At 61.1% G+C, this 24,381-nt stretch carries 22 protein-coding genes; 2 read left to right on the top strand and 20 right to left on the bottom strand.

From position 1 onward, the window contains the following. Nucleotides 1-373: 373 nt before the first annotated feature. A complete protein-coding gene (gene nifJ, locus E5E96_RS01380) occupies nt 374-3,919 on the top strand; it encodes a pyruvate:ferredoxin (flavodoxin) oxidoreductase (protein ID WP_171281398.1) in 3,546 nt (1,181 codons plus the stop codon). A gap of 67 nt (nt 3,920-3,986) precedes the next feature. Here the strand turns inward: nifJ and E5E96_RS01385 are convergent, their stop codons facing one another. Beyond that, nucleotides 3,987-5,351, bottom strand: coding sequence for an MDR family MFS transporter (locus E5E96_RS01385; protein ID WP_171281399.1), 1,365 nt, complete (start codon nt 5,349-5,351; stop codon nt 3,987-3,989). A 186-nt stretch (nt 5,352-5,537) separates the two neighbouring features. On the opposite strand from E5E96_RS01385, the gene E5E96_RS01390 reads away from it, so the two are divergent. Then, a complete protein-coding gene (locus E5E96_RS01390; RefSeq protein WP_011706953.1) occupies nt 5,538-6,134 on the top strand; it encodes an HAD family phosphatase in 597 nt (198 codons plus the stop codon). Nucleotides 6,135-6,222: 88 nt separating this feature from the next. On the opposite strand, the gene E5E96_RS01395 is transcribed toward E5E96_RS01390, so the two are convergent. From E5E96_RS01395 to tapM, 19 genes are all read right to left on the bottom strand, one after another. Next, entirely contained in the window at nt 6,223-7,020 is a 798-nt protein-coding gene (locus tag E5E96_RS01395) for a DUF1338 domain-containing protein (protein WP_011706954.1), read from the bottom strand. 109 nt (nt 7,021-7,129) lie between these two features. Further along, nucleotides 7,130-8,599: a succinylglutamate-semialdehyde dehydrogenase gene (gene astD / locus E5E96_RS01400; protein ID WP_171281400.1), complete on the bottom strand. Its 1,470-nt coding sequence runs from the start codon at nt 8,597-8,599 to the stop codon at nt 7,130-7,132. Nucleotides 8,600-8,669: 70 nt separating this feature from the next. Next, nucleotides 8,670-9,689: an arginine N-succinyltransferase gene (astA, locus tag E5E96_RS01405; RefSeq protein WP_011706956.1), complete on the bottom strand. Its 1,020-nt coding sequence runs from the start codon at nt 9,687-9,689 to the stop codon at nt 8,670-8,672. Nucleotides 9,690-9,764: 75 nt separating this feature from the next. Continuing rightward, the gene (locus E5E96_RS01410; protein WP_171281401.1) at nt 9,765-10,982 is read right to left on the bottom strand and encodes an aspartate aminotransferase family protein; all 1,218 of its coding nucleotides are present in this window, start codon (nt 10,980-10,982) and stop codon (nt 9,765-9,767) included. 277 nt (nt 10,983-11,259) lie between these two features. Next, entirely contained in the window at nt 11,260-11,841 is a 582-nt protein-coding gene (locus E5E96_RS01415) for an aminodeoxychorismate synthase component II (RefSeq protein WP_171281402.1), read from the bottom strand. Nucleotides 11,842-11,861: 20 nt separating this feature from the next. Next, complete coding sequence (locus E5E96_RS01420) at nt 11,862-12,077, bottom strand: hypothetical protein (RefSeq protein ID WP_011706959.1); 216 nt, start codon at nt 12,075-12,077, stop codon at nt 11,862-11,864. A 123-nt stretch (nt 12,078-12,200) separates the two neighbouring features. Further along, nucleotides 12,201-13,205: a tryptophan--tRNA ligase gene (trpS, locus tag E5E96_RS01425; protein ID WP_005298400.1), complete on the bottom strand. Its 1,005-nt coding sequence runs from the start codon at nt 13,203-13,205 to the stop codon at nt 12,201-12,203. Nucleotides 13,206-13,244: 39 nt separating this feature from the next. Further along, nucleotides 13,245-13,913: a phosphoglycolate phosphatase gene (locus E5E96_RS01430; protein ID WP_171281403.1), complete on the bottom strand. Its 669-nt coding sequence runs from the start codon at nt 13,911-13,913 to the stop codon at nt 13,245-13,247. Next, on the bottom strand, nt 13,900-14,574 hold the full coding sequence (gene rpe, locus E5E96_RS01435; protein WP_016351625.1) for a ribulose-phosphate 3-epimerase: 675 nt from the start codon (nt 14,572-14,574) through the stop codon (nt 13,900-13,902). Before rpe ends, E5E96_RS01430 begins: the two co-directional genes overlap by 14 nt. A gap of 5 nt (nt 14,575-14,579) precedes the next feature. Beyond that, entirely contained in the window at nt 14,580-14,918 is a 339-nt protein-coding gene (locus E5E96_RS01440) for a hypothetical protein (protein ID WP_171281404.1), read from the bottom strand. A gap of 46 nt (nt 14,919-14,964) precedes the next feature. After that, nucleotides 14,965-15,837 carry a Dam family site-specific DNA-(adenine-N6)-methyltransferase gene (locus E5E96_RS01445; protein WP_171281405.1) on the bottom strand — a complete coding sequence of 291 codons (873 nt, stop codon included), beginning with the start codon at nt 15,835-15,837 and terminating at the stop codon, nt 14,965-14,967. A gap of 70 nt (nt 15,838-15,907) precedes the next feature. After that, the gene (locus E5E96_RS01450) at nt 15,908-17,515 is read right to left on the bottom strand and encodes an SPOR domain-containing protein (protein WP_171281406.1); all 1,608 of its coding nucleotides are present in this window, start codon (nt 17,513-17,515) and stop codon (nt 15,908-15,910) included. Then, the gene (gene aroB, locus E5E96_RS01455) at nt 17,505-18,587 is read right to left on the bottom strand and encodes a 3-dehydroquinate synthase (protein WP_011706965.1); all 1,083 of its coding nucleotides are present in this window, start codon (nt 18,585-18,587) and stop codon (nt 17,505-17,507) included. The genes E5E96_RS01450 and aroB overlap by 11 nt, the downstream gene beginning before the upstream one ends. A gap of 14 nt (nt 18,588-18,601) precedes the next feature. Then, the gene (gene aroK, locus E5E96_RS01460) at nt 18,602-19,120 is read right to left on the bottom strand and encodes a shikimate kinase AroK (protein ID WP_005298388.1); all 519 of its coding nucleotides are present in this window, start codon (nt 19,118-19,120) and stop codon (nt 18,602-18,604) included. A gap of 191 nt (nt 19,121-19,311) precedes the next feature. Further along, the gene (gene pilQ / locus E5E96_RS01465; protein ID WP_171281407.1) at nt 19,312-21,543 is read right to left on the bottom strand and encodes a type IV pilus secretin PilQ; all 2,232 of its coding nucleotides are present in this window, start codon (nt 21,541-21,543) and stop codon (nt 19,312-19,314) included. Between the two features lie 14 nt (nt 21,544-21,557). Then, on the bottom strand, nt 21,558-22,088 hold the full coding sequence (locus tag E5E96_RS01470; RefSeq protein ID WP_011706967.1) for a pilus assembly protein PilP: 531 nt from the start codon (nt 22,086-22,088) through the stop codon (nt 21,558-21,560). Beyond that, a complete protein-coding gene (gene tapO / locus E5E96_RS01475; RefSeq protein WP_171281408.1) occupies nt 22,085-22,684 on the bottom strand; it encodes a PilO family type IV pilus biogenesis protein TapO in 600 nt (199 codons plus the stop codon). Before tapO ends, E5E96_RS01470 begins: the two co-directional genes overlap by 4 nt. Then, nucleotides 22,681-23,259, bottom strand: a complete 579-nt coding sequence (gene tapN, locus E5E96_RS01480) for a PilN family type IV pilus biogenesis protein TapN (protein ID WP_011706969.1) — start codon at nt 23,257-23,259, stop codon at nt 22,681-22,683. The genes tapO and tapN overlap by 4 nt, the downstream gene beginning before the upstream one ends. Continuing rightward, nucleotides 23,247-24,317: a PilM family type IVa pilus assembly protein TapM gene (tapM, locus tag E5E96_RS01485; protein WP_024945912.1), complete on the bottom strand. Its 1,071-nt coding sequence runs from the start codon at nt 24,315-24,317 to the stop codon at nt 23,247-23,249. The genes tapN and tapM overlap by 13 nt, the downstream gene beginning before the upstream one ends. Nucleotides 24,318-24,381 lie beyond the last annotated feature (64 nt).

Consider the following 24,381-nt stretch of genomic DNA (forward strand, 5'->3'; position numbering starts at 1 on the left):
TGGGAGCCCTTTTTATGGCTGATGTGAAAGGCCCTCCCGTACCATGACCCTGTCATCCTGGCCATGAAACACTCTCGCATCGCTCGACGGCGCAAATTTATTTGCTGCTTGATTATTTATTGACGGGGCCGACTCGACCCGTTTTGCGGCCGATCCAGTTAATCGAATTACCCTCAACAACCATCCCGCCCGCCCCTCTTTCGGCTTGCCCTCGTCATCGGCCGTGAGCCGCCATCCCGCGCCGCCACTGCCTTCGGCCTGATTATTTATCCCGTTTGTTCCGCGTTAATTTCCACTCTTACTATGACGACGACCTATCCATGGCCGGCTGATCGCAGCCGTCATTCAAACTGGCATAGCAAGTGGGCAATTCATGATCACCACAGACGGAAACAACGCGGTCGCCTCGGTGGCCTACCGCACCAGCGAAGTCATCGCCATCTATCCCATCACCCCCAGCTCCAGCATGGCGGAGCAGGCGTCGGCCTGGTCGAGCGAGCGGGGCCTGAACCTGTGGGGCGACGTGCCACGCGTGGTCGAGATGCAGTCAGAAGGGGGCGCCATCGCCGCCGTCCACGGCGCGTTGCAGACCGGCGCGCTGGCGACCTCGTTTACCTCGTCCCAGGGCCTGCTGCTGATGATCCCCAACCTCTACAAGTTGGCGGGTCAGCTCATCCCCTTCGTACTGCACGTGGCGGCGCGCACGGTGGCGACCCATGCCCTGTCGATTTTCGGCGATCACTCGGACGTGATGGCAGTGCGCCAGACCGGTTGCGCCCTGCTCTGCGCCAGCAATGTGCAAGAAGCCCAGGACTTTGCCCTGATCGCTCAGGTAGCCAGCCTCAATAGCCGACTGCCCTTCATCCACTTCTTCGACGGCTTTCGCACCTCCCACGAAATTACCAAGATAGTGCCGCTCGATGACGACACCCTGCGCGCCCTGCTGCCCGCCGAGGCGATCCGTGCCCATCGGGAGCGAGCGCTGACCCCCGACAAACCGGTCATTCGCGGCACCGCCGCCAACCCGGACACCTATTTCCAGTGCCGGGAGGCCACCAACCCCTGGTATGACGATGCGTATCGCCATGTGAGCAAGGCGATGGACGCTTTCGGTGAGCGCACCGGCCGCCACTACCGGCCGTTCGAATACCTGGGTCACCCAGAGGCCGAGCGGGTGCTGGTGCTGATGGGTTCCGCCATCGGCACCTGCGAGGAGGTGATCACGCGGCTGATCGCACAGGGCGAGAAGGTGGGGCTGGTGAAGGTGCGGCTCTACCGCCCCTTCTCGGCCGCGCACCTGCTGGCGGTCATTCCGCAGAGCGCCCGCAAGATTGCGGTACTGGATCGCACCAAGGAGCCGGGCGCCCTGGCCGAGCCGCTCTATCTGGACGTGATGAGTGCGCTGGCCGAGGCGGTCAGCCGGGGGGAGCGTGCCAGCCTGCCGCGGGTCATTGGCGGGCGCTACGGCCTCTCCTCCAAGGAGTTCAACCCGGCCTGCGTGCAGGCCATCTTCGACGAGCTGGCGCTGGATAACCCAAGGCCGCGCTTCACCGTCGGCATCTTCGACGACGTCACCGGCCTCTCCCTGCCGCTGCCGGCCCTCGATTATTCGAGCCCAGGCCTTGGCAACCGGCACAAGCTGGAGGCACTGTTCTACGGCCTTGGCAGCGACGGCACAGTGTCGGCGGCCAAGAACAGCATCAAGATCCTCGGCAACCACACCGACCTCTACCCCCAGGGCTACTTCGTCTACGACTCCAAGAAGGCGGGCGGCCTCACCGTCTCCCACCTGCGGGTCGGCGAACGGGCGCTGCAGTCGGCCTACCTGGTGGACGAGGCGGACTTCATCGGCTGCCACCAGTGGCAGTTCATCGACATGTACCAGATGGCGGAGCGGCTGAGGCCCGACGGCATCTTCCTGCTCAACAGTCCCTACGACGCCGGGCAGATCTGGCAGCGACTGCCCCAGGAGGTGCAACAGGCCCTGCTCCAGAAGCGTGCGCGCCTCTACACCATCAACGCCGCCAAAATTGCCCGCGAGTGCCAGCTCGGCAACCGCATCAATACCGTGATGCAGATGGCCTTCTTCCAGCTGACCGCCATCATACCGCCGGCAGAGGCGACCGAGCTGCTGCGCCAGACCATCGCATCGAGCTATGGCAGCAAGGGGCAGGCGCTGGTCGAGCGCAACTGGCAGGCCCTGGCCGCCACCTGCGAGGCCCTCGTGCAGGTGCCGCTGCAGGCGCTTGACCCCGCCAGCCCCCAGCGCCCGCCCGTGGTATCGGCCAAGGCCCCCGACTTCGTGCAGACCGTCACCGCCGCCATGCTGGCGGGGCTGGGTGACAGCCTGCCGGTCTCCGCCTTCCCGCCGGACGGCACCTGGCCGGTGGGCACCACCCGCTGGGAGAAGCGCAACATCGCCAAGGAGGTGCCCATCTGGCAGGCAGACCTCTGCACCCAGTGCAACTACTGCGTGGCCGCCTGCCCGCACTCGGCCATCCGTGCCAAGGTGGTGGACAAAGCGTCGCTGGAAAGGGCCCCCGCCACCCTGGATGCCCTCGATGTGAAGGCCCGCGACATGCGCGGCCAGCAATACGTGCTGCAGGTGGCGCCTGAGGATTGCACCGGCTGCAACCTCTGCGTCGAGGTGTGCCCGGCCAAGGATCGTACCGAGCCGAGCCGCAAGGCGATCAACATGGAGTCCAGGCTGGATCACCTCGAGGCCCAGAAGGCCAACTACGACTTCTTCCTGGACTTGCCCGAGCGCAGCGCCGAGCAGCTGGAGCGCATCGACATCCGCACCTCCCAGCTCATCTCGCCGCTGTTTGAATACTCGGGTGCCTGCTCCGGCTGCGGCGAGACCCCTTACATCAAGCTGCTGACCCAGCTCTACGGGGACAGATTGCTCATCGCCAACGCCACCGGATGTTCGTCGATTTATGGCGGCAACCTGCCCAGCACCCCCTACACCACCAACGCCGACGGGCGCGGGCCGGCCTGGGCCAACTCCTTGTTCGAGGACAACGCCGAATTTGGCTTGGGCTTCCGGCTCACCGTGGATCAGCATCGCGAGCGGGTACGCCGCCTGCTGGCGAGCCTGGGGGACGCCGTCCCGGCCGAACTGCAACAAGGGCTGCAAGATGCCAGCCTGCCGGTCTCCGAGCAGCGCGCCCATATCGAGCATCTGCGCGCACTGCTGCAGGGGCGCGCCGACGCCGCGGCCCAGGAGCTGGCCCGTGATGCAGACTACCTGGTGGAGAAATCGGTCTGGCTCATCGGCGGCGACGGCTGGGCCTACGACATCGGCTACGGCGGGCTCGATCACGTGCTGAGCCTGGGGGAGAACATCAATGTGCTGGTGCTCGACACCCAGTGCTACTCCAACACCGGCGGCCAGCAGTCCAAGGCCACCCCGCTCGGCGCCATCACCAAGTTTGGCGAGCAGGGCAAGCGCAAGGGGCGCAAGGATCTTGGCGCCAACGTCATGATGTACGGTCATGTCTACGTGGCGCAGATCTCTCTCGGCGCCCAGATGAACCAGACGGTGAAGGCCATTCAGGAGGCGGAAGCCTACCCGGGCCCGTCGCTCATCATCGCCTACAGCCCCTGCGAGGAGCACGGCTACGATCTGGCCCAGAGCCACGAGCAGATGAAGCAGCTGACCGCCACCGGCTTCTGGCCGCTCTACCGCTACGACCCGCGCCGCAGCGAGGAGGGCAAGGCGCCGCTGGCACTGGACTCCCGGGCCCCCAGCGCATCGCTGGCCGAGACCCTGCAGCAGGAGCCCCGCTTCAAGCGGCTGGAACGCCAGTTGCCGGAGATTGCCAGCCAGCTCTATCGGGAGGCGGAGCTGGACGCCAACCGCCGCTTCGCCTGGCTGAGCCAGCTGGCGGGCAAGGAGGCGCCAGCCCAGGAGTAGAAACGCAGACCCACCAACAAACAGGGCTCCCCATGGGGAGCCCTGTTGCCATGTCGCGGTGACGCCATCAGGCGTGGATGCTGGCCAGCTCGTGGCGTTTCAACGCCAGCAGGGTGATGAGCAGCGCGGCGGTGGCGATCAGCGCCATGCCGATATAGGTGGCGCTGAAACCGGGTGCCAGCTCGGCCGGGCTCAGGCTGGCCAGGTTGTGGCTGCTGCCCGCCGGCAGAGCGGAGTGAAACAGCACGGAGCAGATGGCCACCCCGACCGCGCCCCCCAGCTCGCGGCCGAAGTTGAACAGCGACATGCCGATGCCGCGATCTTCACGTGGCAGGGCGTTTTGCACCACCACCGACAGCGCTGGCAGCACCAGGCCCAGCCCCAATCCGGCAAACCCCAGTCCCAGTCTGGCCCAGAGGTCGAAGTGGATCTGCCAGAGCGCCAGCGCCGACAGGGCGAAGCCCACCACCACGAAGCGCCGGTAGTAACCGGTGCGGCCGATCAGCTTGCCGCCGACGAAGGCCCCCGCCGTGATGCAGACCATGAAGATCACCATGTAGAGCCCACTCTCGCTGGCCCCCATCCCCTTCTGCCACTGCATCTGCAGCGGCAGATAGACCAGCACGGCGAACATCAGCAGTTGTGAAGCCAGCGCCAGCAGCACGCTCACCAGATAGCCGGGCAGCCGGGCCAGATGGGCCGGCAGAATAGGGTCGTGGGCCCGCCGCTCCACCAGGATCAGCAGCAGCAAGGCCAGCGCCAGTCCCGCCGCCAGCCAGATGGCGGGCAGGGTTGTCTCCGGCGAGAGCAACAGCAGGCTCAGGGTAGTGACGGTGATCAGCAGTGCCGCCCCTTTCCAGTCGAAGCGGCTGTGACGGCGCACATTGAGGTGACCCAGGTTGCGGTTCACCAGCCAGAGCGCGAGCGCCCCGAGCGGCAGGTTGATCCAGAAGATCCAGCGCCAGCTGAGCTGCTCGGTGAAGTAGCCGCCGAGCAGGGGCCCGGCAATGCTGGAGACCGCATAGACCGCCGAGATGTAGCCCTGATACTTGCCCACCTCCCGCGGCGGTATGCTGTCGGCGATGACGGTGAAGGCGAGCGCGATCAGGCCGCCGCCGCCCAGACCTTGCAGCACGCGGGCCGCCAGCAAGGTCGGTAGATCCTGGGCCAGACCGCAGGCCACGGATCCGGCCAGAAACAGGCCGATGCCGATGTTGAGCATGCGCACCCGGCCAAACATGTCACTCAGCTTGCCATAAATGGGCAGGGCGGCGGTGGCCGCCAGCAGGTAGGCGGTGACCACCCAGGTGAGGGCGGCGCCGGCGTTCAGCTCGGCACCTATGATGGGCAAGGGGGTGGTGACTATGCTCTTTTCCAGTGAACCCAGGGCGATCACCAGGGCCACGCTCGAGAAGATGGTTTTTGGGGACATATAGGGGCTCGCTAATTTGAAATGCCAGGATCTGCGGCGCAGAACTTATTATTGTCTCATAAATCACCAGTCGATGGCCAAAACCACTGCCATGGCGCCGCCGACCCGCAACCATGACCCCGGTCGCGGCATTGCCTGCTGCATTCTGATAGGCTGGCTGTTCACCCCCCAAGAGGAAGCAGCCCCATGTCCGAGCAGTTCCGGTTTGAGCAATACGATGCCCTGATTTTCGATATGGACGGCACCCTGGTCGACTCCATGCCCCTGCATCTGGATGCCTGGGAGGAGACCAGCGCCGAGTTCGGCCTGCCCTTCGATCGCGCCCAGCTCAATGAATTCGGCGGCATTCCCACCCGCAAGATAGTCGCCATCCTGGCCGAACAGCATGGGCTGGATATCGATGTGGACGCCTTCACCCGGCGCAAGGTGGCGCTCTATCTGGAGCATATCGACAAGGTCAGCGTGTTTCCCGCCATGTGGGAGCTGGTCAAGCGCTGCCACGGCAAGGTCCCGATGGGCATAGGCACGGGCTCATCGCGCGAGCACGCCCTGCACATCCTGAAAAACACCGGTCTGGATGCCTATATTCCCGTGCTGGTCAGTGCCGATGACATCGACAACCACAAGCCTCACCCCGACACCTTCCTGAAAGTGGCCGAGCTGCTCGGCGCCAATCCCGCCAACTGCCTGGTGTTCGAAGATACCCAGATCGGCCTGCAGGCGGGCCGCGCCGCCGGGATGGAGACGGTACTGGCGCTGGAGGGCGAGCTCTACCAGCGCTAGGCCACTCCCCCTCTCCTGCCACCAATGAAAACGCCTCCGCAAGGGAGGCGTTTTGCATGCAGCAGTGCCGGAATGACCCGGCCCCGGCTTACATGGCGTTGGTGGATTCGAAGATCTTGTCGGCCGAGGCTTCGACGAAGCCCGGGTAGAGCACGCCGTCGGCCTGCGGGTAGCGCAGGGCGAATTCGTAGAAGCAGCTGGGGATGGTGCGCACGCCGTCGGTGAAGGCCACGTCCGCCTTGTCGGCCATGGTGGACGATTGCTCCAGCATCACCTGCGGGTCCCCTTTCACCTCGCCACCCACGCCATTGAGCACGAAGCCCGCGGCCTTGAGGGCGGCGTTGACCTGCTGGATGGTGTCGAAGTCCTTCAGGCGGTTGATGTTGACGGTGAAGTGGTTGGCGCGATAGCCCCAGGCCGCCATCCAGGCCGCATACTCGCTCTCCGCCAGCAGGGTCTGGTAATCGGCCCAGGAGACCTGCCAGGGGGCGCCGGCATAGAGGAAGGCCTGGGTGTCGGTCAGGTGATCGGGCACCTGAGCCGCCAGCTTGTGGATGATGGCCTGGGCCGCGTCGGAGAGCTCTTCCACCTTCAGCTCGCTGATGAACACCTTGGGAGCGTCCGGGTCTTTATGCTCGAAGTGCTTGGCGTAGAGCTTCTTGGCCTTGAACACGTACTCGCCCTTCTGCTCGTAGCCGAGCGCCAGGAAGTGGGCGGCCAGCTTCTCCAGCCCCAGCTTGGGCAGGTTGTAGGTGCGAAACGCCACGTGGTCGTTGACGATGGGCTCGCCGCCACCCAGCAGTTGATGGACCTTGTGGGCACTCGGGGTGACTTGAATGTAGTTATCCCACAAATGACCGAACAGGGTGTCGATATCCTTTTGCATCTCTCTTTCCTTTGATTGCGGGTACAGATAAGGGCACCAGTTCAGTGCCCCTTTTATTGTCGTGGTCGGGCGCTGGCTCCAACGCAGAGAGCGCCCGCCTTTGTCTTGCTTAGAACGTCAGGCCGGGAGACAGCTGATCCGGCATGGCGGCCTTGCTGTCTTCGACGGAAGCCACCGGGTACGCACAGTAGTCGGCGGCGTAGTAGGCGCTCGCCCTGTGGTTGCCGGAGGCGCCGATGCCACCGAACGGCGCGGCACTGGAGGCACCGGTGATGGGCTTGTTCCAGTTGACGATGCCGGCGCGAATGCGCTTGAAGAAGTGCTGCCAGTCCGCCTCGCTGTCGCCGAGCAGGCCGGCCGAGAGGCCGAAGCTGGTGGCATTCGCCTTCTCGATGGCGGCATCGAAGTCGTCGTAGCGAATGAGTTGCAGCAGCGGGCCGAAGTACTCTTCATCCGGCAGCGCGCTGACCGCGGTCACGTCTATGATGCCCGGGGAGACGAAGCCGGTGCCCGCTTCCAGGTGCGTGAGGGTAAGCAGACTCTCGCCACCGAGGCGCTGCAGGTTGGCTTGCGCCTCGACCATGCCAAGCGCTGCCTTCTCGCTTATCATGGCGCCCATGAACGGCTGCTCGGCGGCGTCATAGAGGCCGACCTTGATCTGGCCAACCACCTCTACCAGGCGCTTGACCAGGGCATCGCCCCGCGCGCCGCGCTCGACAAACAGGCGGCGCGAGCAGGTGCAACGCTGGCCAGAGGTAATGAAGGCGGACTGCACGATGGCATGGACGGCGCCGTCGATGTCGCTCACGTCTTTCACTATCAGCGGGTTGTTGCCGCCCATCTCCAGGGCCAGGATCTTGCCCGGCTGGCCGGCAAACTGCTGATGCAGGAAGTGGCCGGTACGGGACGAACCGGTGAAAAAGAGGCCGTCGATGTCCGGATTGCCGGCCAGCGCCTTGCCGGTGTCGACCTCGCCCTGCACCAGGTTGAGCACGCCCTTGGGCAGCCCCGCCTCCTGCCAGATCTTCAGCATGGCCTCGGCCACCATGGGGGTCAGCTCGGAAGGCTTGAACACCACGGTATTGCCGGCGATCAGCGCCGGTACGATATGGCCGTTGGGCAGGTGGCCCGGGAAGTTGTAGGGGCCGAACACGGCCACGACGCCGTGGGGCTTGTGGCGCACGAACGCCTTGGCGCCCGGCATGGGGTTTTCCACCGTGCCGGTACGCTCGTCATGGGCGCGGATGGAGATGGCGATCTTGCCCTGCATGGCGGCCACTTCGGTGCGGGTCTCCCACAGCGGCTTGCCGGTTTCGCGGGCGATGGTCAGCGCCAGCGCCTCCTTGTGCTCGCCGAGCAGGTCGGCATAGCGGCGCACGATGGTCAGACGATCGTCGAGGGCCAGATCGGACCAATGATAGAAGGCATGGCGGGCAGCCTTGACGGCAGTCTCTACCTGGGCGGCGCTGGCGGCCTCCCCTTGCCAGATCACCTGATTCTTGGCCGGGTCCTTTGACTCGAACGGCTTGCCTGCACCGGCCAGCCACTGACCGTCAATAAACTGAACTAACTGGCTCATCCTTCACTCCCTGTGGTTCGCAGGCAGCCTTGGCTGCCTGTTTCATATGCGGTTTTGCTGCTGATATGGCTCAATCGAGATCGACTGCGCGCACCATGTCGCCATCCTGCACCTTGAGTGCGGCCGCCATCTTGGGCGGGATGATGGCTTCGTGCTTGTCCAGATCCACCCGGATGTTGCCGTAGCAGGCACGGTAGTGCTCGTAGCGGGTATTGCAGACCAGATGGGTCTTGCCGCCGATGGGCTCACCCACCAGCACCCGCAGCTTCTGGCTGCGGCGCACGCTGCGAATATTCTTCACGTCGCACTCGACGGTGGGGCCGGCATCGAAGATGTCGACATAGCCGCGATTCACGAATCCTTCGTCCTGCAGCATCTTGATGGCCGGACGGGTCTTCTCGTGGGTCTGACCGATGACGGCGCGCGCCTCGTTGCTCAGCAGATTGACGTAGATGGGGTACTTGGGCATCAGCTCGGCGATGAAGCGCTTCTTGCCGATGCCGGTGAGATAGTCGACGGTGGGAAAATCCATCGAGAAGAAATGCTTTTGCAGCCACTCGTAGAAGGGGCTGTGACCATCGGCATCGGAGACGCCACGCATCTCGGCGAAGACGGTCTCGTCAAACAGCTCGGGGTGTTCGGCCATGAACAGAAAGCGGTGCTTGGAGAGCAGACGGCCGTTGAGCCCCTCGCGAGCGCATTCGCGCAGAAACAGGGTGCAGAGCTCGGAATTACCGGTGTAGTCGTTGGAGAGGGTGAGTGTTTCCACGACGTTGTAGATGCCGAGCTTGGGGGAAGAGTGCACCACCTTGCCGATGTGATAGTTGTAGAACGGCTGGGACAGGCCCACGGCCGCATCGATGGCGCAGGTACCGACCATTTCGCCGGTCTCCAGATCCTCGGCGACGAAGAAATAGAGGCAGTCACCCTTGCCCGCAGGCTTGTCCGAAAAGGTCTGGGTGGAAGCGTCTATCTTGCGCTGCAGCAGTTCATCGTTGACGGGCAACGAAGTCATGCCGGTGCCGGATTCGATGGCACAGGTCTTGAGACCGGCAAAATCTTTTTGCTCGATGGGACGGATAACCAACATAAATGACAACTCCCTTTCATTGACGACAGGTGGGGTCCCGGCTCCTGCCGGGAGGGCTCCCCACCTCAATTTGGATCAGGCGTTAACCACCTGGGCAACCGCTTTCTCGAACCGTACCAGCCCTTCCTTGATGTCCGCTTCCGGAATAACCAGGGACGGCGCAAAACGCACCACGTTGGTGCCGGCTACCAGCGCCATCAGACCCTGGTCGATGGAGGCCAGCAGGAAGTCGCGGGAGCGGCCCTTGTAGTCGTCGTTCAGCACGGCGCCCAGCAGCAGACCCTTGCCGCGCACTTCGCTGAAGCAGTGGTACTTGGCGTTGATGGCCTCGATCCCTTCGCGGAACAGCTGTTCGCGCTGCTTGATGCCATTGAGCACTTCCGGGGTGTTGACCACGTCGATCACCGCCTCGGCCACCGCGCAGGCCAGCGGGTTGCCGCCGTAGGTGGAGCCGTGAGTGCCCACTTTCAAGTGGGAGGCGATTTCGGTGGTGGTCAGCATGGCGCCGATGGGGAAGCCGCCGCCCAGTGCCTTGGCGCTGGTGAGGATATCCGGCGTGACGCCCAGACCCATGTAGGCAAACAGATCGCCGGTACGACCGACGCCGGATTGCACTTCGTCATAGATCAGCAGGGCGTTGTGCTGGTCGCACAGCTCGCGCACCCCTTTGGCAAACTCGTCGGTGGGACGAATGATGCCGCCCTCGCCCTGCAGCGGTTCCATCACCACGGCGCAGGTATTGTCGGAGATGACGGCAGCCAGCTCCGCCAGATCGTTGTAGGCCACATGGGTGATGTCCGCGGGCTTGGGACCGAAACCATCGGAGTAGGCAGCCTGGCCGCCGACGCTGACGGTAAAGAAGGTACGACCGTGGAAGCCCTGGTGGAAGGCGATGATCTGGGTCTTGTGGGCACCGAACTTCTCGATGGTGTAGCGACGGGCCAGCTTGAGAGCGGCTTCGTTGGCTTCGGCACCTGAGTTGCAGAAATAGACCTTGTCGGCGAAGGTCGCGGCGACCAGCTTCTTGGCCAGGCGCAGGGCCGGCTCGTTGGTCATCACGTTGGAGAGGTGCCACAGCTTCTCGCCCTGGGTTTTCAGGGCCTCGACCAGCTTGGGATGGCAATGGCCCAGGCCATTGACGGCGATCCCGCCGGCGAAATCCACATACTCACGGCCTTCCTGATCCCAGACACGTGACCCTTCACCACGCACCGGGATGATCTTGGCGGGCGCATAGTTGGGAACCATCACTTCATCAAACACTTCACGTGTCACTGCCAACAACTCTGACATATTGCTCTCCTTCGATCTGGCGACAGAATAATCCACCGCCCAAAAGTTAAATCCATGTAAACACATCGGCATTGTCACAGAAAAAAAGCTAAAAGTCTGCAACAAAGCGCGTTACAGGGAACAATGTTCGACTGCCCGTGAGATTTTAGGCAACCGCATTGCATAACGGCTCAGGGGGTGTTGGCAAGAGATAATTTGGACAGGGAGGGAGGTGAATAAAGTGTCAGGGAAAATATTTTTGGCCTCCTTTCAATTCTGGGAGGCCGATCACAACTATTCAGGGATTGGCCAAAAAATTGGCCAGCAACTGATGACCCTGCTCGCTCAGAATGCTCTCCGGATGGAACTGAACACCCTCTATATTCAACTGCTTATGGCGCAGTCCCATGATCTCGTCCGGGCTGCCATCGGCATGTTCGCTCCAGGCGGTGATCTCGAGACAATCGGGCAAGGTGTCGCGCTCCACGATGAGCGAATGGTAGCGAGTGACCCGCAGCGGGTCGTTGAGCCCCTTGAATACCCCCTCGCCGCGATGGCGAATGAGCGAGGTCTTGCCGTGCATCACCTGACGGGCGCGCACCACACTGGCACCGAAGGCCTGTGCCAGCGACTGGTGGCCGAGACAGACGCCAAGAATGGGGAGCTGGCCGGCAAAACGGGCGATGGCCGCCAGCGAAATACCCGCCTCATTGGGGGTGCAGGGACCAGGAGAAATCACCAGATAACGGGGAGAGAGCCGGGCAATGGCGTCCAGCGTCAGCTCGTCATTGCGCTTCACCACTACCTCCTGTCCCAGAGCGCCAAAATATTGCACCAGATTCCAGGTAAAGGAGTCGTAGTTATCGATCAACAACAGCATGGGTCAACCAGGGCAGAGAATTAACGATCCAGATAGCGACCCTGTTCCATTTCACGCTCGCGCTGGCACTCGGCCAGATAGATGGCGGCGGCGATGGCAGGGGTTTTGTGGTGCTTGTCGATGGCATTGGAGACCATCAGTTGCAGGGTATTGAGGTTTTTGGCCTTGCGAAACTTGCGCAGCCAGTGACCCTTGTCACCCAACTCTTCAATCGTGGTATTTGATTCGACAGACATGCTAACTCTTGGGGCAGACGCCCGCGTTTGAAATTGGAAGATGAAATAACGAATAGCAGGTCGGGTAAAACAAAGAAAGCCAGGCAAATACCCAGCTCTCTTCTACTACACCTTCCCAGTATGTCAGGCTCGAGGAACGAAGCCGACTACATCATATACGCTGGCCAGGGTTTTTTCAGCCCTTTCCCGCGCCTTTTGTGCACCTGCCGCCAAAATGGCCTGCAGATGAGCCTCATCCTGACGCAGCTCGTGGAAGCGGGCCTGAATCGGCTCCAGCAGGGCGACTACGGCCTCGGCGGTTTCGGTCTTGAGGTGACCGTACATCTTGCCTTCGAAATGCTGCTCCAGTTCGGGGATGGAGCGGCCGGTCACCCCGGACATCAGGGTCAGCAGGTTGGAGACCCCCGGCTTGTTCTCCGGATCGAAACGCACCACCGCCGGCTCGTCGGAGTCGGTCACCGCGCGCTTGATCTTCTTGACGATCTGCTTGGGATCTTCCAGCAGGCCGATGAAGTTGGCCTCGTTATCGTCCGACTTGGACATCTTCTTGGTCGGATCCTGCAGGCTCATCACCCGGGCGCCTTCGGTCGGAATGAAGGGCTCCGGCAGGGTGAACACCTCGCCGTAGAGGTTGTTGAAGCGGGTGCAGATGTCGCGGGTCAGCTCCAGGTGCTGCTTCTGATCGTTGCCCACCGGCACCTGATTGGCCTGATAGAGCAGGATGTCGGCCGCCATCAGCACCGGATAACCGAACAGGCCGACGTTGACGTTGTTCTCGAAACGGGCGGACTTGTCCTTGAACTGGGTCATGCGCGACAGCTCGCCCATCTGGGTGTAGCAGTTCAGGATCCAGCCAAGCTCGGCGTGCTGCGGCACGTGGGACTGGATGAACACGGTGCTCTTGGCCGGATCGATGCCGACCGCCAGATAGAGGGCGGCGGCGTCCAGGCAGGCCTTGCGCAGGGCAGCCGGATCCTGGCGGGTGGTGATGGCGTGCAGATCGACGATGCAGTAGAGGCAGTCGAAGTCATCCTGCATGTTGACCCACTGACGCAGGGCCCCCATGTAGTTGCCGATGGTCAGCTGGCCCGACGGTTGGGCCCCGCTCAATACGATAGGTTTAGTCATCAGAGTGTTGATCCTTGTTATTCGGCCTGCCTGGCCAGCTTATTCGGCCAGCAGCGCGTCGAGCTGGGCAAACTGTTCGCATACCCAGTCCGGGCGGGAATCTGCGATGGGACGGCCGTAGTTGTAGCCATAGGTCAGTCCCACCACCTTCATGCCGGCAGCCTGAGCGGCCAGCACGTCATTTTCGGAGTCGCCCACCATCAGGGTGCGCGACGGGCTGACACCCAGCTCGTGGCAGGCCAGCAGCAGCGGCTCCGGGCTCGGTTTCTTGACGGGCACGCAGTTGCCCCCCAGCCAGAGCGCAAAGCAATCGGCGATGCCGAGGGCATCGAGGATCGGCTGCACGAAGTGACTCGGCTTGTTGGTCACGATCGCCTGCTGGTAACCCAGCGCCTGTAGGCGGCGCAGGCTCTGCTCGACCCCGTCATACATGGCCAGCCCTTCCAGCAGGCAAGCCTGATAGTGACGGTCAAACAGCGGACGGGCGCTGGCAAACAGCTCGGGCGCTGCGCGATAGTCCAGCGCGCGCTGGATCAGCTTGTCGGCACCGTTGCCGACCCAGGTCCGCACCACGGCCTCGTCGGCCTCGGTCAGCCCGAGTTCGGTCAGCGTACGGTTGACCGCCAGCGCCAGTTGCGGGGCGCTGTCGATCAGGGTGCCGTCCAGATCGAACAGCACCAAGTCAAAATCACGTTCAGCGTTTGACATGAGAGAGCTCCGCCCGCATCTCGTCGATCACCGCCTTGTAGTCCGGACGACTGAAGATGGCCGAGCCGGCCACGAACATGTCGGCGCCAGCCTGGGCAATTTCACGAATGTTGTCGACCTTGACCCCACCGTCGATCTCGAGGCGAATGTCGCGGCCGCTCTCGTCGATGAGGCGACGCACCTGGCGCAGCTTGTCGAGGGTGCCTGGAATAAAGCTTTGGCCACCAAAGCCCGGGTTGACCGACATCAGCAGGATCACATCCAGCTTGTCCATCACGTACTCCAGGCAGGTGAGCGGCGTGGCCGGGTTCAGTACCAGGCCGGCCTGGCAGCCCTGCTCCTTGATGAGGCCCAGGGAGCGGTCGACGTGGTCGGACGCTTCCGGGTGGAAGGTGATGAGGGAAGCACCCGCCTTGGCAAAGTCGGGAATGATGCGATCCACCGGCTTGACCATCAGGTGCACGTCGATGGGGGCTTCGATACCGTAGTCACGCAGGGCCTGGCAGACCATGGGGCCTATGGTCAGGTTGGGCACATAATGGTTGTCCATCACGTCGAAATGGACCACGTCGGCACCGGCGGCCAGCACCTTGGCGACATCGTCCCCCAGACGGGCAAAGTCGGCGGAGAGGATCGAGGGGGCAATCAGAAAGTCTTTCATCAGCGTCATCCATTGGCAGCGTGGCAGAAAAAGCGGCGCAATTTTACCGCAAACGGACGCTGAAAACGACCCGCACACGGTACGGAAAAAGCGAACGCCATCATCACCGCAAATGGACGCTGAAAATGCCCCGCACACGGTACGGAAAAAGCGAACACCATCATCACCGCAAACGGACGCTGAAAACGACCTGCACACGATACGGAAAAAGCGAACGCCATCATCACCGCAAACGGATGCTGAAAACGACTCGCACAGGGTACGGAAAAAGCGAACGCCATCATCACCGCAAATGGATGCTGAAAACGACCCGCACAGGGTACGGAGAAAGCGAACGCCGTCATCGGCCACAGCAGACATAAAAAACGGCACCCCGAGGTGCCGTCTGCGTCAGCCGAGTGGCGCCAGGTCGGCGTCGCTCGGGTAGTAGCCCTGCTCCGGCTCGATGCCAGGCGGATAGAGCGCCAGCAACTCGGCTACCTTGTTGCGGGTGCCGCCGTTGCGGCTGATGGTGCGCTTGACCAGGATCTCGTCGAGGCGGGCACCGCGATAGAGCTCGCGGGTCAGCTCGATATCGTGGTTGCTGATGAGCACGGGCACTCCTTTACGAGCCGCGGTGTGGCGAGCCAGCCTGGCCAGCACGGCCTGATCGTCCAGGGTGAAACCGCCGGCCGAATAGGTGGTGAAACTCGCCGTAGTGGAGAGCGGGGCATAGGGAGGATCGCAATAGATCACCCAATCCTCTTCGGCGCGCTGGATGGCATCGGCATAGCTTTCACAGATGAAGGTCGCCTTCTGCGCCTTCTCGGCGAAGGCCCACAGCTCTTTTTCCGGGAAATAGGGCTTCTTGTAGGAACCGAACGGGACGTTGAAGCCCCCCTTCTTGTTGTACCGGCACAGGCCGTTGAAACCGTGCCGATTCAGAAACAGGAACAGCAGGGCACGCTCGAAGCTGGTGTCGGTCTGGTTGAACTGGGTGCGCAGCCGGTAGTAGGCCGCCTTGTGGTTGTGCTCGGTCACGAACAGCTTGCGCGACTCAGCGATGAACCGATCCGGCGTCAACTTGAGATGATTGTAAAGACCGATCAGATCCGGATTGATGTCGTTGAGCACATAGGCGTCGTAGTCGGTGTTGAGAAACACGGACCCAGCCCCGACGAAGGGCTCCAGCAACACACGCCCGGCCGGCAAACGCTCGGCAATCTCTTCAACCAGGGAGTATTTTCCCCCGGCCCATTTTAAAAAAGCGCGTGTTTTTTTCATGGAAATCCGGTGTTAAGAAGGCATCGACCAAAAAAGGGGGACGATTCTACCCCCTTCCCGGTCAAAATGGCTATTGCTTCAACTCTTTTTGTACCTGCGCAAACGACTTGGGCCAGGGTTGACCCTTCAGCAAGGCGGGCGACAGCTTGCGAATGGCGGCCTTGGCCTGGTTGCTGCTGGCGTAGTCCCCCTGCAGCACCACGTACCAGGGGCTGCCGCGGAACTTGGTCTGATAGACCCAGATCTTGCCGGCCAGACCATTTTCGGCCACGAACTTGTCGACCGCCTTGGTGTTGCTCGCCCCCATCAGCTGGATGCTGTAGTGGTTTCTGGGCTTCTTGTTCAGAGTGGCAGCGGGGGTCAGCGCCACCTTGGGAGCAGGTGCCGCCACCGGTTCAACTGCGACTGGCTTGGCCACCGGCTTGCTGGCCGCTGGCGTGGCTTGGGCCTTGGCGATGTTTGCCGGCTGGGCAGTCTGAGCAGTAGCATTGGGTGTAACAGCCTGCTCGGCAGGAGCAACTTGAGTGGCCGCCGCTTGCGAATCGGCGCCGGTCAGCTCATCCACCACCGCAGTGGGCAGGGCGCCACTGACGTTGGGCTGCTTCATCAGCTTCTCGACCACCTCGTCGGAGATCACCACCCGGCGTCCTTCGTAGTTGGTCGATTCGGTGGTCACGGTGTCGCTCTCCACCGCCTTGGGCAATACCTTGGCATCCGGCTGCCAGTCGCGTACCACGCCGCCGGGGTTGCTGGCGGCGCTATCACTGGACGCACTCTGGCTGCCGTTCTGGCTGGTGTTGCTGCCGCCGATGGTCAGCGGATCGCCACCCGAGACGGGGATGGGCAACGCCGTGGTTTGGGTGGGCTCGGGGGCGGTGCTCTTGCTGTCGCCGCCAAACAGGGCGGGCAGCAGATAACTCAGCGCCAGCAGACCGCCGGCCAACAGGGCCAGCAGGGTCGCAATCTTCTTGACGGGCAACTCGGCCTGACGTTTCTTGGGCCTTCTGTCGGTCATGATATCCTCCAGTAACTGCATGATGGTGGACGGATGTCCATTTGCCACTTTCAGGATCTCTTCCACTTTCGGCTTGGGCAAGAGGGCTGTCGGGATCTTGAGCTCTTTGGCCTTCTCATACAAGAAGATGCGTTGTTCGGGCGCGCCAAGCGGCGCAACTTCCAGCTCCAGCGCGGGCATGGCCCGCCCTTTCAGCTGCGCCTTCTGATTGCGACACCAGACGTCACTGCCGGAGAGCACGATGGCCAACTGATGGGGGATCTTCAGGGTATCGTTGTGACGACACAGGCTCCACAGTTCGCCGACCAGCTCGGCAGGCAGCTCATCCGCCCGCTCGATCAGCAGCAGCAGGGTGGCGGGTTTGCCTTCCAGCATGCGGAAAAAGCTGTCTGCCAGCGCATCCTGCGGGTTGAACAACGGCCGGGCCACCACCTGGGGAAGCAACAGCTGGCGCACGTCCACCATCTTCATGGCGGGGCTGCCAATCAGGCTGACGACCCGCACTTTTTCCGGCAGCGCTCCCAGCAGGGATTCGCACAACGTGCCGCGACCACTGCCGGGTTTGCCGGAAAGAAAGATAAAAGGATGATTGAATTCAATCAGATGCAGCAGCCGGTCAACCAGCTGCCGCTGGGAGGGAAATTTCAGCAGTTTATTCGTCACGACCAGACTCGATCACCGCCAGCAGTTCAGCATCGGAGACATCGGCAACCACCTGGGCATGACCAATGCCGACCGGCAGCACCAGACGCAGTTTGCCTTCCAGCACCTTCTTGTCGCGGCGCATGTGGCGAATGAAGGCCGCAAAATCCATCTCTGGCGGCGCCGTCACCGGCAGATTGGCTGCCAGCAGCAAGGCCCGGATACGGTCTACCTGTTGCTCGGTCACGTCCCCACGGGCCAGGGCGGTATTGGCGGCCAGCATGGTGCCTGCCGCCACGGCTTCGCCGTGCAGCCAGTTGCCATAGCCCTTCTCGGCTTCAATGGCATGGCCAAAGGTGTGGCCCAGATTAAGCAGGGCACGCACACCGTGTTCGGTCTCGTCCTGGCCAACCACATCGGCCTTGATCTCGCAGCAGCGGCGGATGGCATAGGCCAGCGCGGCCGGCTCCTGCGCCTGCAGACGGGACATGTTGGCTTCGAGCCAGCAGAAGAATTCGACATCCCAGATGATGCCGTATTTGATCACCTCGGCCATGCCGGCGGCAAATTCGCGGGCAGGCAGGGTCTGGAGGCACTCGGTATCGATCACGACGTGTCTGGGCTGATAGAAGGCCCCGATCATGTTCTTGCCGAGGGGGTGGTTGACGGCGGTCTTGCCACCAACGGAGGAATCAACCTGGGAGAGCAGTGTGGTAGGCACTTGAATGAACGGAATGCCACGTTGATAGCTTGCAGCAGCGAAGCCGACAACGTCCCCTATCACACCGCCACCCAGGGCAATCAGAGTGGTATCACGACCATGGTTGGTTTCCAGCAGAGCGGACATGATCCGCTCAAAGGTAGCCAGGGTCTTGTAGGCCTCGCCATCCGGCAGGATCAGGTGTTCAACCTGATAGCCCGACAGCAACTGGACAATCCGCTCAAGATACAAGGGCGCAACCACTGTGTTGGTCACAATCATGACCCGCTTGCCCTTGATGGTTTGCGTCAGCACCTCTGCGTGCTGCAACAGACCTGCGGCTATCTCGATGGGATAGCTGCGTTCACCCAGTTCGACCTTCAACCTTTCCATGGACGTCCTCTATATTACATGCCGATCAACTTAACGATTTGATTGGCAACAACTTTAGCGCTCTGGTCATCAGTCTGGATGACAAAGTCAGCCACTTCTTCATACAGGGCGTTGCGTTCTTGTGCCAGACGCTCGAGTACTTCGCGCGGCGGCTCTTCGGTTTGCAGCAAGGGGCGACGCTTGTCTCTTTGCGTACGTGCCAGTTGCTTCTCAATGGTGGTTTCGAGGTACACCACGATGCCGCGAGCAGAGAGCTTGTTGCGTGTTTCACGGCTCTTGATGGCACCGCCACCCGTCGCCAGCACGATACCCTGCTGTTCGGAAAGGTCACCGATGACCTTCTCTTCGCGGATCCGGAAACCCTCTTCGCCTTCAACATCGAACACCCAGCCGATATCGGCACCACTGCGGCGCTCAATCTCATGATCTGAGTCGAAAAACTCCATATGCAGTTGTTCTGCCAGATGTCTACCTATGGTGCTCTTGCCCGCACCCATGGGACCTATCAGGAAAATATTGCGTTTCTCAGCCATGTCTTTTCGTTAGTAATTACAAACTGTACGACCCCGACAAACTCTCGATCGGGGTACCTATGAACCTTATCTTGCGATGGATCAGGAGGGGGATTATCTCAATAGAAATCAGGACTGGCAACCGCAGCCCTTACGCCCCAGCCTCATTGGGGCGTAAGGTTATATGTGTTTTACCTTCACATGTAAAGTCTTCAGAAGGCGTCGGTGACTATCTTCGGCGTCACGAAAATCAGCAGCTCGCGCTTTTTGTTCTCGCTGGTTGTCTTGCGAAACAACACGCCCAGACCCGGGATGTCCCCCAGCAAGGGTACCTTGCTGACGTCGCTCTTGATGGTCTGTTGATAGATGCCACCAAGCACCAGGGTCTCGCCATTGTTGACCAGCACCTGGGTGGTGATGGACTGGGCGTTGATGGAGACGGCATCACCGGTACCGGTCGGCACGGTTTCACCCTTGGTATCCTGAGTCACGGTCAAATCCAGGATCACCCTGTTGTCGGGAGTGATCTGCGGCGTCACCTTGAGGCTCAGCACCGCCTTCTTGAAGGTGACCGAGGTTGCCCCGCTGGAAGAGGACTCCACATAGGGGATCTCGGTACCCTGTTCAATCAGCGCCGGTTTCTGGTTGGCCGTGGTGACCCGGGGACTGGCGATGATCTCGGCCTTGCTCTCTTTCTCCAGAGCCGACAGCTCGAGATCCAGCAAGGTACCATCCGCCAGCCGCGCCACCTGGAAGGCCAGGGTACCGGCCGCATTGGTCACTGGCAGATTGACGTTAAGCCGATCGTCCACCCCTGGTCGGGTGATGGTCGAGCCGCCATTGTTGTTGCCGGAACCGTCATTGCCCTCGATGGTGCCCGAGGTACTGTTGCCGTGACCGTCATTCTTGGTTACCCCCCAACGCACCCCGAGCGCCTCGTCAAAGCCGTCATCAATGGTCACCATGCGCGCCTCGATCACCACCTGCTTGACCGGAATATCCAGGATATCCAGCATGCGCTTGATGTTGCTGATGACGTCGGCAGTGTCCTTGACCACCAGCACGTTGGTCCGCTCATCGACACTCACCGCCCCCTTGGAAGAGAGCAGCTTGGTACTCTCGGACGAGAGCAGCGCCGCCACTTCGGATGCCTTGGCATAGTTGATCTGCAGATACTCGGTATAAAGCGGTGCCAGATCGGCGACCTGGTTGCGGCTCTCCAGCTGCTGTTTCTCGCGAGCGGCAATCTCTTCGGCCGGTGCGACCAGCAGGATGTTGTTATCCAGCCGCTTGTCGAGCCCCCGCACCTTCAAGATGATGTCGAGTGCCTGCTCCCAGGGCACCCCGTCCAGCCGCAGGGTGATGTTGCCCGACACCGAATCCGTGGTCACCAGATTGAGGTTGTTGAAATCCGCGATGAGCTGCAGCACGGTTCTCACCGGAATATCCTGGAAGTTGAGAGAGATGGGTTTGCCCTGATACTGCTTGCCGGCAGTCGCCGCGGTGCGCTTTTTCACCTCGACGATGAACATCTTGTCCGCCTGATCATAACGGTAGTCAAACTGGCCGTTGACCGAGAGTTCGAACAGGGTGTCGTTACCCTGGCGGAACACCTCAACCTGAGAGACAGGGGTAGCAAAATCCTGCACGTTGATCAGATTAAGCAAATCGTCCGGTACCCGGGTACCGTGAAACTTGGCAAGCACCGTCTGACCACGGCTGCTGACGTCAACGGCGGCGGAGCTGTTGTCCAGCGTCACCAGAAATTCTCCCTGCCCGTCCTTGCCACGCCTGAAGTCGACCCCCTTCACGGAATTGAAGTAGGCACCGCTGGCCGCCGTCTGTGGTGATGGCAAGACAGGCTTGCTGGCCACGGGCGCTGCCACTGGAGCGCTCTGGCGAGCAAGCAGCTGACTGTTGATCAGGGCGGACGAGGCTGCCGGCTGGGTATTGATAAGTGCAGACGAGGTCGGCTGGGTATTGATAAGTGCAGACGAGGTCGGCTGGGGGGCCACCAGCCCGGAGGATGCTGTGGTGGCTGGCAGCGGCATGGCTGCTTTTTCTCCCAGTGCCACCAACAACTTGTTGCCCTGCTGATGCACCTGATAGGGGGTCAGTTGATCGAGGGCGATCTTGATATCGAGACCTGCTCCCTTGCCCTCAACCTTGAGGTTGTCCACCCCTTGCTGCTTGATGGGCAACGGGTTCACGTTGAGCGCACCCACCGCCCCCGGCACATGCAGCAGCAGTTGGTTGGGTTCATAGGAGAGACGATCGGTAAATCCGCTGACCGGTTCACTGAAACTCAACTCCAGCAACAGCTGGTCCGCCATCAGCGGATTGACCTTGACCTCCTGCAGGGTTGCCACGGCCCAGGCCTGGCTCCATGCTCCGGCGCAAAACAGCAGGGTAACTCGGGCTACCATACCTATTGTTGTTTTCATCGCATCATCCCTGATTATCGTTTTGCTTCAAGATTGGCCATGCCCAGCTGAGTTTCTCGGGTCACCCAGCATCCTTTGCCATCCGGTATAGTCTCAATCAAATCCACATAGGTGTCAGTGATCCTGATCACCCGTCCCTGATCCAGTCCCATGTGTTGATTGAGACCCACCCGGATGGATTGACCATCAGGAGTCCTGATCAAGGCCCACAACTGTCCCTGCTTGCCAAGTGAGCCCTGCATGCTCAGGCTGGCCAATGAATAGCGCTCCAGTACTTCTTTCTCCCTGTTGGCCACGATCTGGGCGCAATCCGGCTTCACCTTGGCATCCACCTTGGCACTGCTGGTTTCAGGCTGGGGGGCGATGAAGGGGCTGCGCTGATCGCTGAGGTGATAAGCCATAGGGGAAAAGGGCTTGATTTCGGGAAGAGGCTCGATGGGTACTGGTTTTCTGGCCTTGGTTGCGGCCACATAGTTGTCCATGTCGTCCTGCCCACCGCAGGCGGTCAACAACAGAGCAGGCAACAGCACGCAGAGTAGCTTCATTTGGTCTGCCCCACGGTTTTGCCATTGTATTTGTAGGTTTTGGCCAGCATCGACATGGCAATCATGTCACCCTGCTCCTTGCCCTGTCCCAGCGTGAACGATTCCAGGATGACGATACGCGGCAAGGCCGCCATGTCGGCCGTGAACTTGCCTATCTCATGATAAGTACCCACCACTTCGATTCGCATGGGCAGCTCGGTGGAGAACTCGTGTTTTATCTCGGGTTCCCAATTGATGCGATTCAATTTGAGCCCATTGTCGGTAGCAATGAAACTGATGTCATCCAGCAATCCGGCCACTTCGTGAGTATTCGGCAACTGCTTGAGCTGGGTATCCACCAGCTGTTCGAGCTGCACCATCTGCGTCTTGTAGGCACCGAGGTTGGCAGCCAGCATCGCCTTGCTCTCGAACTGCGCCTTGAGCTCGGCCTCCTTGTTGGTCTCCTGGGTCAACAGGGTCAGTGAGTTGGCAATCACGTAGTAATAGATGGCTCCCCCCAGCAAGGCACAGAAGAACAGGATGAAAATCCCCTTGGCCAGCTTGGGCCAGCTGGCAATGTTGTTGAGATCCAGTTCGTTGAACTGTTGTAGATTCATTGCTGCCCCTTAGCCACATCGACCGTGGCACCTGCCGCACCCGCGACCTGGAACATCATGGAGAACTGGCTGAGCGAAACGGGCGCCACATCGGCCGCAAAAATCGTGCTGATCTGCGACTGCCCCAACCAGCCGGAGCCATCGATGCGACGCATCATGCTGGCTACCCTGCCATAGGCCTCGGTCTTGCCATTCACATCTATTTGATTGTTCTGCAAGGCAAGCGTATTGAGGTAAACCCCGTTGGGAACCAGCGAAGGCAACTGGTTGAACAGGCGAACCGGCAGATTGCGGCGCATCTGCAGGTGCTCGATCAATTGCATGCGATCGATCAGCTCCTTGCGTCGCTCCTTGAGCAGGCGGATCTCGCCAAGCTGGGCATCAAGGATGGTCATCTCCTGCTGCAAACGCTGGTTGCGCTGCTGCTGATGGCCTATCTGCTGCTCTACCAGCCAGTCGGCGGCAAAGCCGAGTGAAGCCGTGATGGCCATGAAGATGCCCAGCATGACCCCGAATTGCTTCTTCTGCCGCTGGGCCCTGGCCTCACGCCAGGGCAGGAGGTTTATATTTGACATGGCGTGAAGCTCCTCAATGCCAGACCCAGCGCCGTCATGAACTTGGCACCGTGGACCGCGCCCTCCCCTTTCGGCTTGCCGAACAGAGCAAAAGGATCAGGATGCAATACCTCACAGTTCAACTCGCTGCCGACCTGGGCCGCCAGCCCGGGCAGCAGGCTGCCACCACCGGTGAGCACCAGTCTGGAAAGCTCCCTGTGCCCGGAAGAGCTGCAAAACAGCTGCACGTTCCGCCTGACTTGCTGCAGCAGAGCATTCATATGGGGCAGCAACACATCCAATTCGTGATCAACCGGCAGCTTGCCTTGCAACTTGGCCTGCTCGGCATCGTCCAGCGACAGGTTGTAGAAAGAGGCCAGCGCCTGACTATATTGATCGCCACCGAAGTTTTGCAGGCGTGAGTAGATAACCTCTCCCTTTACCAGTGCGGCAAAGGTCATGGCGCTCGCTCCGATATCGATAACGCCGACCGGTTTCTCCCACTCCTGCAGCTCCGGCAGGCAGGCAAGCACGGCGCGGCCCAGTGCGTGGGCGCCCACATCCACCACCTTGGTGGTCATGTCGGCTTCCGCCAGCGCGGTCACCCGCCCGCTCACGCTCTCGGTGCGGGCCGCACTCAGCAACACTTCGCGGCGCTCCTGATCATTGACCTTGCCCAGAATCTCAAAATCCAGGCTCACTTCATCTAGGGGAAAGGGGATGAGTTGCTCGGCCTCGAGCTGAACCTGATTCTCCAGCTCGTTTTCACCCAGCGCGGCATCCACCTGAATGACTTTGGTGATCACGTTGGAACCGGTGACGGCAGTCGCAACGTACTGGCTGCTGCCCGAGATGAGGCGCTTGAGGGCCTTCAGAGACTGGCTGACCCGTTCGATATCCTGCAGCTGATAATCGACCAGAGTGCCTTTGGGAGTGGCAACTTCGGCCACCGATTCGAGATGCAGCTTGCCGGGACGACCGGTAATGGTCACGGCCTTGATGGTCTGGCTGCCAAAATCAATACCCGCCAGAGGAAGCAGAGAACCTTTGTTGAATAGCCCAAACATATACACATCCATGCGTTATTGGGTTTTAGGATTGATTGTAGGACAGCTAATCAGAAGATGATGACTTAACTCATCC

It is taken from the genome of Aeromonas sp. 1805 (genome assembly GCF_013085525.1).
Lineage (GTDB): Bacteria > Pseudomonadota > Gammaproteobacteria > Enterobacterales > Aeromonadaceae > Aeromonas > Aeromonas hydrophila.

Coding starts and splice junctions, on each gene's coding strand:
- nifJ (WP_171281398.1), top strand. CDS start 374: ATGATCACCACAGACGGAAACAACGCGGTCGCCTCGGTGGCCTACCGC.
- E5E96_RS01385 (WP_171281399.1), bottom strand. CDS start 5,351: ATGTCCCCAAAAACCATCTTCTCGAGCGTGGCCCTGGTGATCGCCCTG.
- E5E96_RS01390 (WP_011706953.1), top strand. CDS start 5,538: ATGTCCGAGCAGTTCCGGTTTGAGCAATACGATGCCCTGATTTTCGAT.
- E5E96_RS01395 (WP_011706954.1), bottom strand. CDS start 7,020: ATGCAAAAGGATATCGACACCCTGTTCGGTCATTTGTGGGATAACTAC.
- astD (WP_171281400.1), bottom strand. CDS start 8,599: ATGAGCCAGTTAGTTCAGTTTATTGACGGTCAGTGGCTGGCCGGTGCA.
- astA (WP_011706956.1), bottom strand. CDS start 9,689: ATGTTGGTTATCCGTCCCATCGAGCAAAAAGATTTTGCCGGTCTCAAG.
- E5E96_RS01410 (WP_171281401.1), bottom strand. CDS start 10,982: ATGTCAGAGTTGTTGGCAGTGACACGTGAAGTGTTTGATGAAGTGATG.
- E5E96_RS01415 (WP_171281402.1), bottom strand. CDS start 11,841: ATGCTGTTGTTGATCGATAACTACGACTCCTTTACCTGGAATCTGGTG.
- E5E96_RS01420 (WP_011706959.1), bottom strand. CDS start 12,077: ATGTCTGTCGAATCAAATACCACGATTGAAGAGTTGGGTGACAAGGGT.
- trpS (WP_005298400.1), bottom strand. CDS start 13,205: ATGACTAAACCTATCGTATTGAGCGGGGCCCAACCGTCGGGCCAGCTG.
- E5E96_RS01430 (WP_171281403.1), bottom strand. CDS start 13,913: ATGTCAAACGCTGAACGTGATTTTGACTTGGTGCTGTTCGATCTGGAC.
- rpe (WP_016351625.1), bottom strand. CDS start 14,574: ATGAAAGACTTTCTGATTGCCCCCTCGATCCTCTCCGCCGACTTTGCC.
- E5E96_RS01440 (WP_171281404.1), bottom strand. CDS start 14,918: ATGACGGCGTTCGCTTTCTCCGTACCCTGTGCGGGTCGTTTTCAGCAT.
- E5E96_RS01445 (WP_171281405.1), bottom strand. CDS start 15,837: ATGAAAAAAACACGCGCTTTTTTAAAATGGGCCGGGGGAAAATACTCC.
- aroB (WP_011706965.1), bottom strand. CDS start 18,587: ATGGAAAGGTTGAAGGTCGAACTGGGTGAACGCAGCTATCCCATCGAG.
- aroK (WP_005298388.1), bottom strand. CDS start 19,120: ATGGCTGAGAAACGCAATATTTTCCTGATAGGTCCCATGGGTGCGGGC.
- pilQ (WP_171281407.1), bottom strand. CDS start 21,543: ATGAAAACAACAATAGGTATGGTAGCCCGAGTTACCCTGCTGTTTTGC.
- E5E96_RS01470 (WP_011706967.1), bottom strand. CDS start 22,088: ATGAAGCTACTCTGCGTGCTGTTGCCTGCTCTGTTGTTGACCGCCTGC.
- tapO (WP_171281408.1), bottom strand. CDS start 22,684: ATGAATCTACAACAGTTCAACGAACTGGATCTCAACAACATTGCCAGC.
- tapN (WP_011706969.1), bottom strand. CDS start 23,259: ATGTCAAATATAAACCTCCTGCCCTGGCGTGAGGCCAGGGCCCAGCGG.
- tapM (WP_024945912.1), bottom strand. CDS start 24,317: ATGGATGTGTATATGTTTGGGCTATTCAACAAAGGTTCTCTGCTTCCT.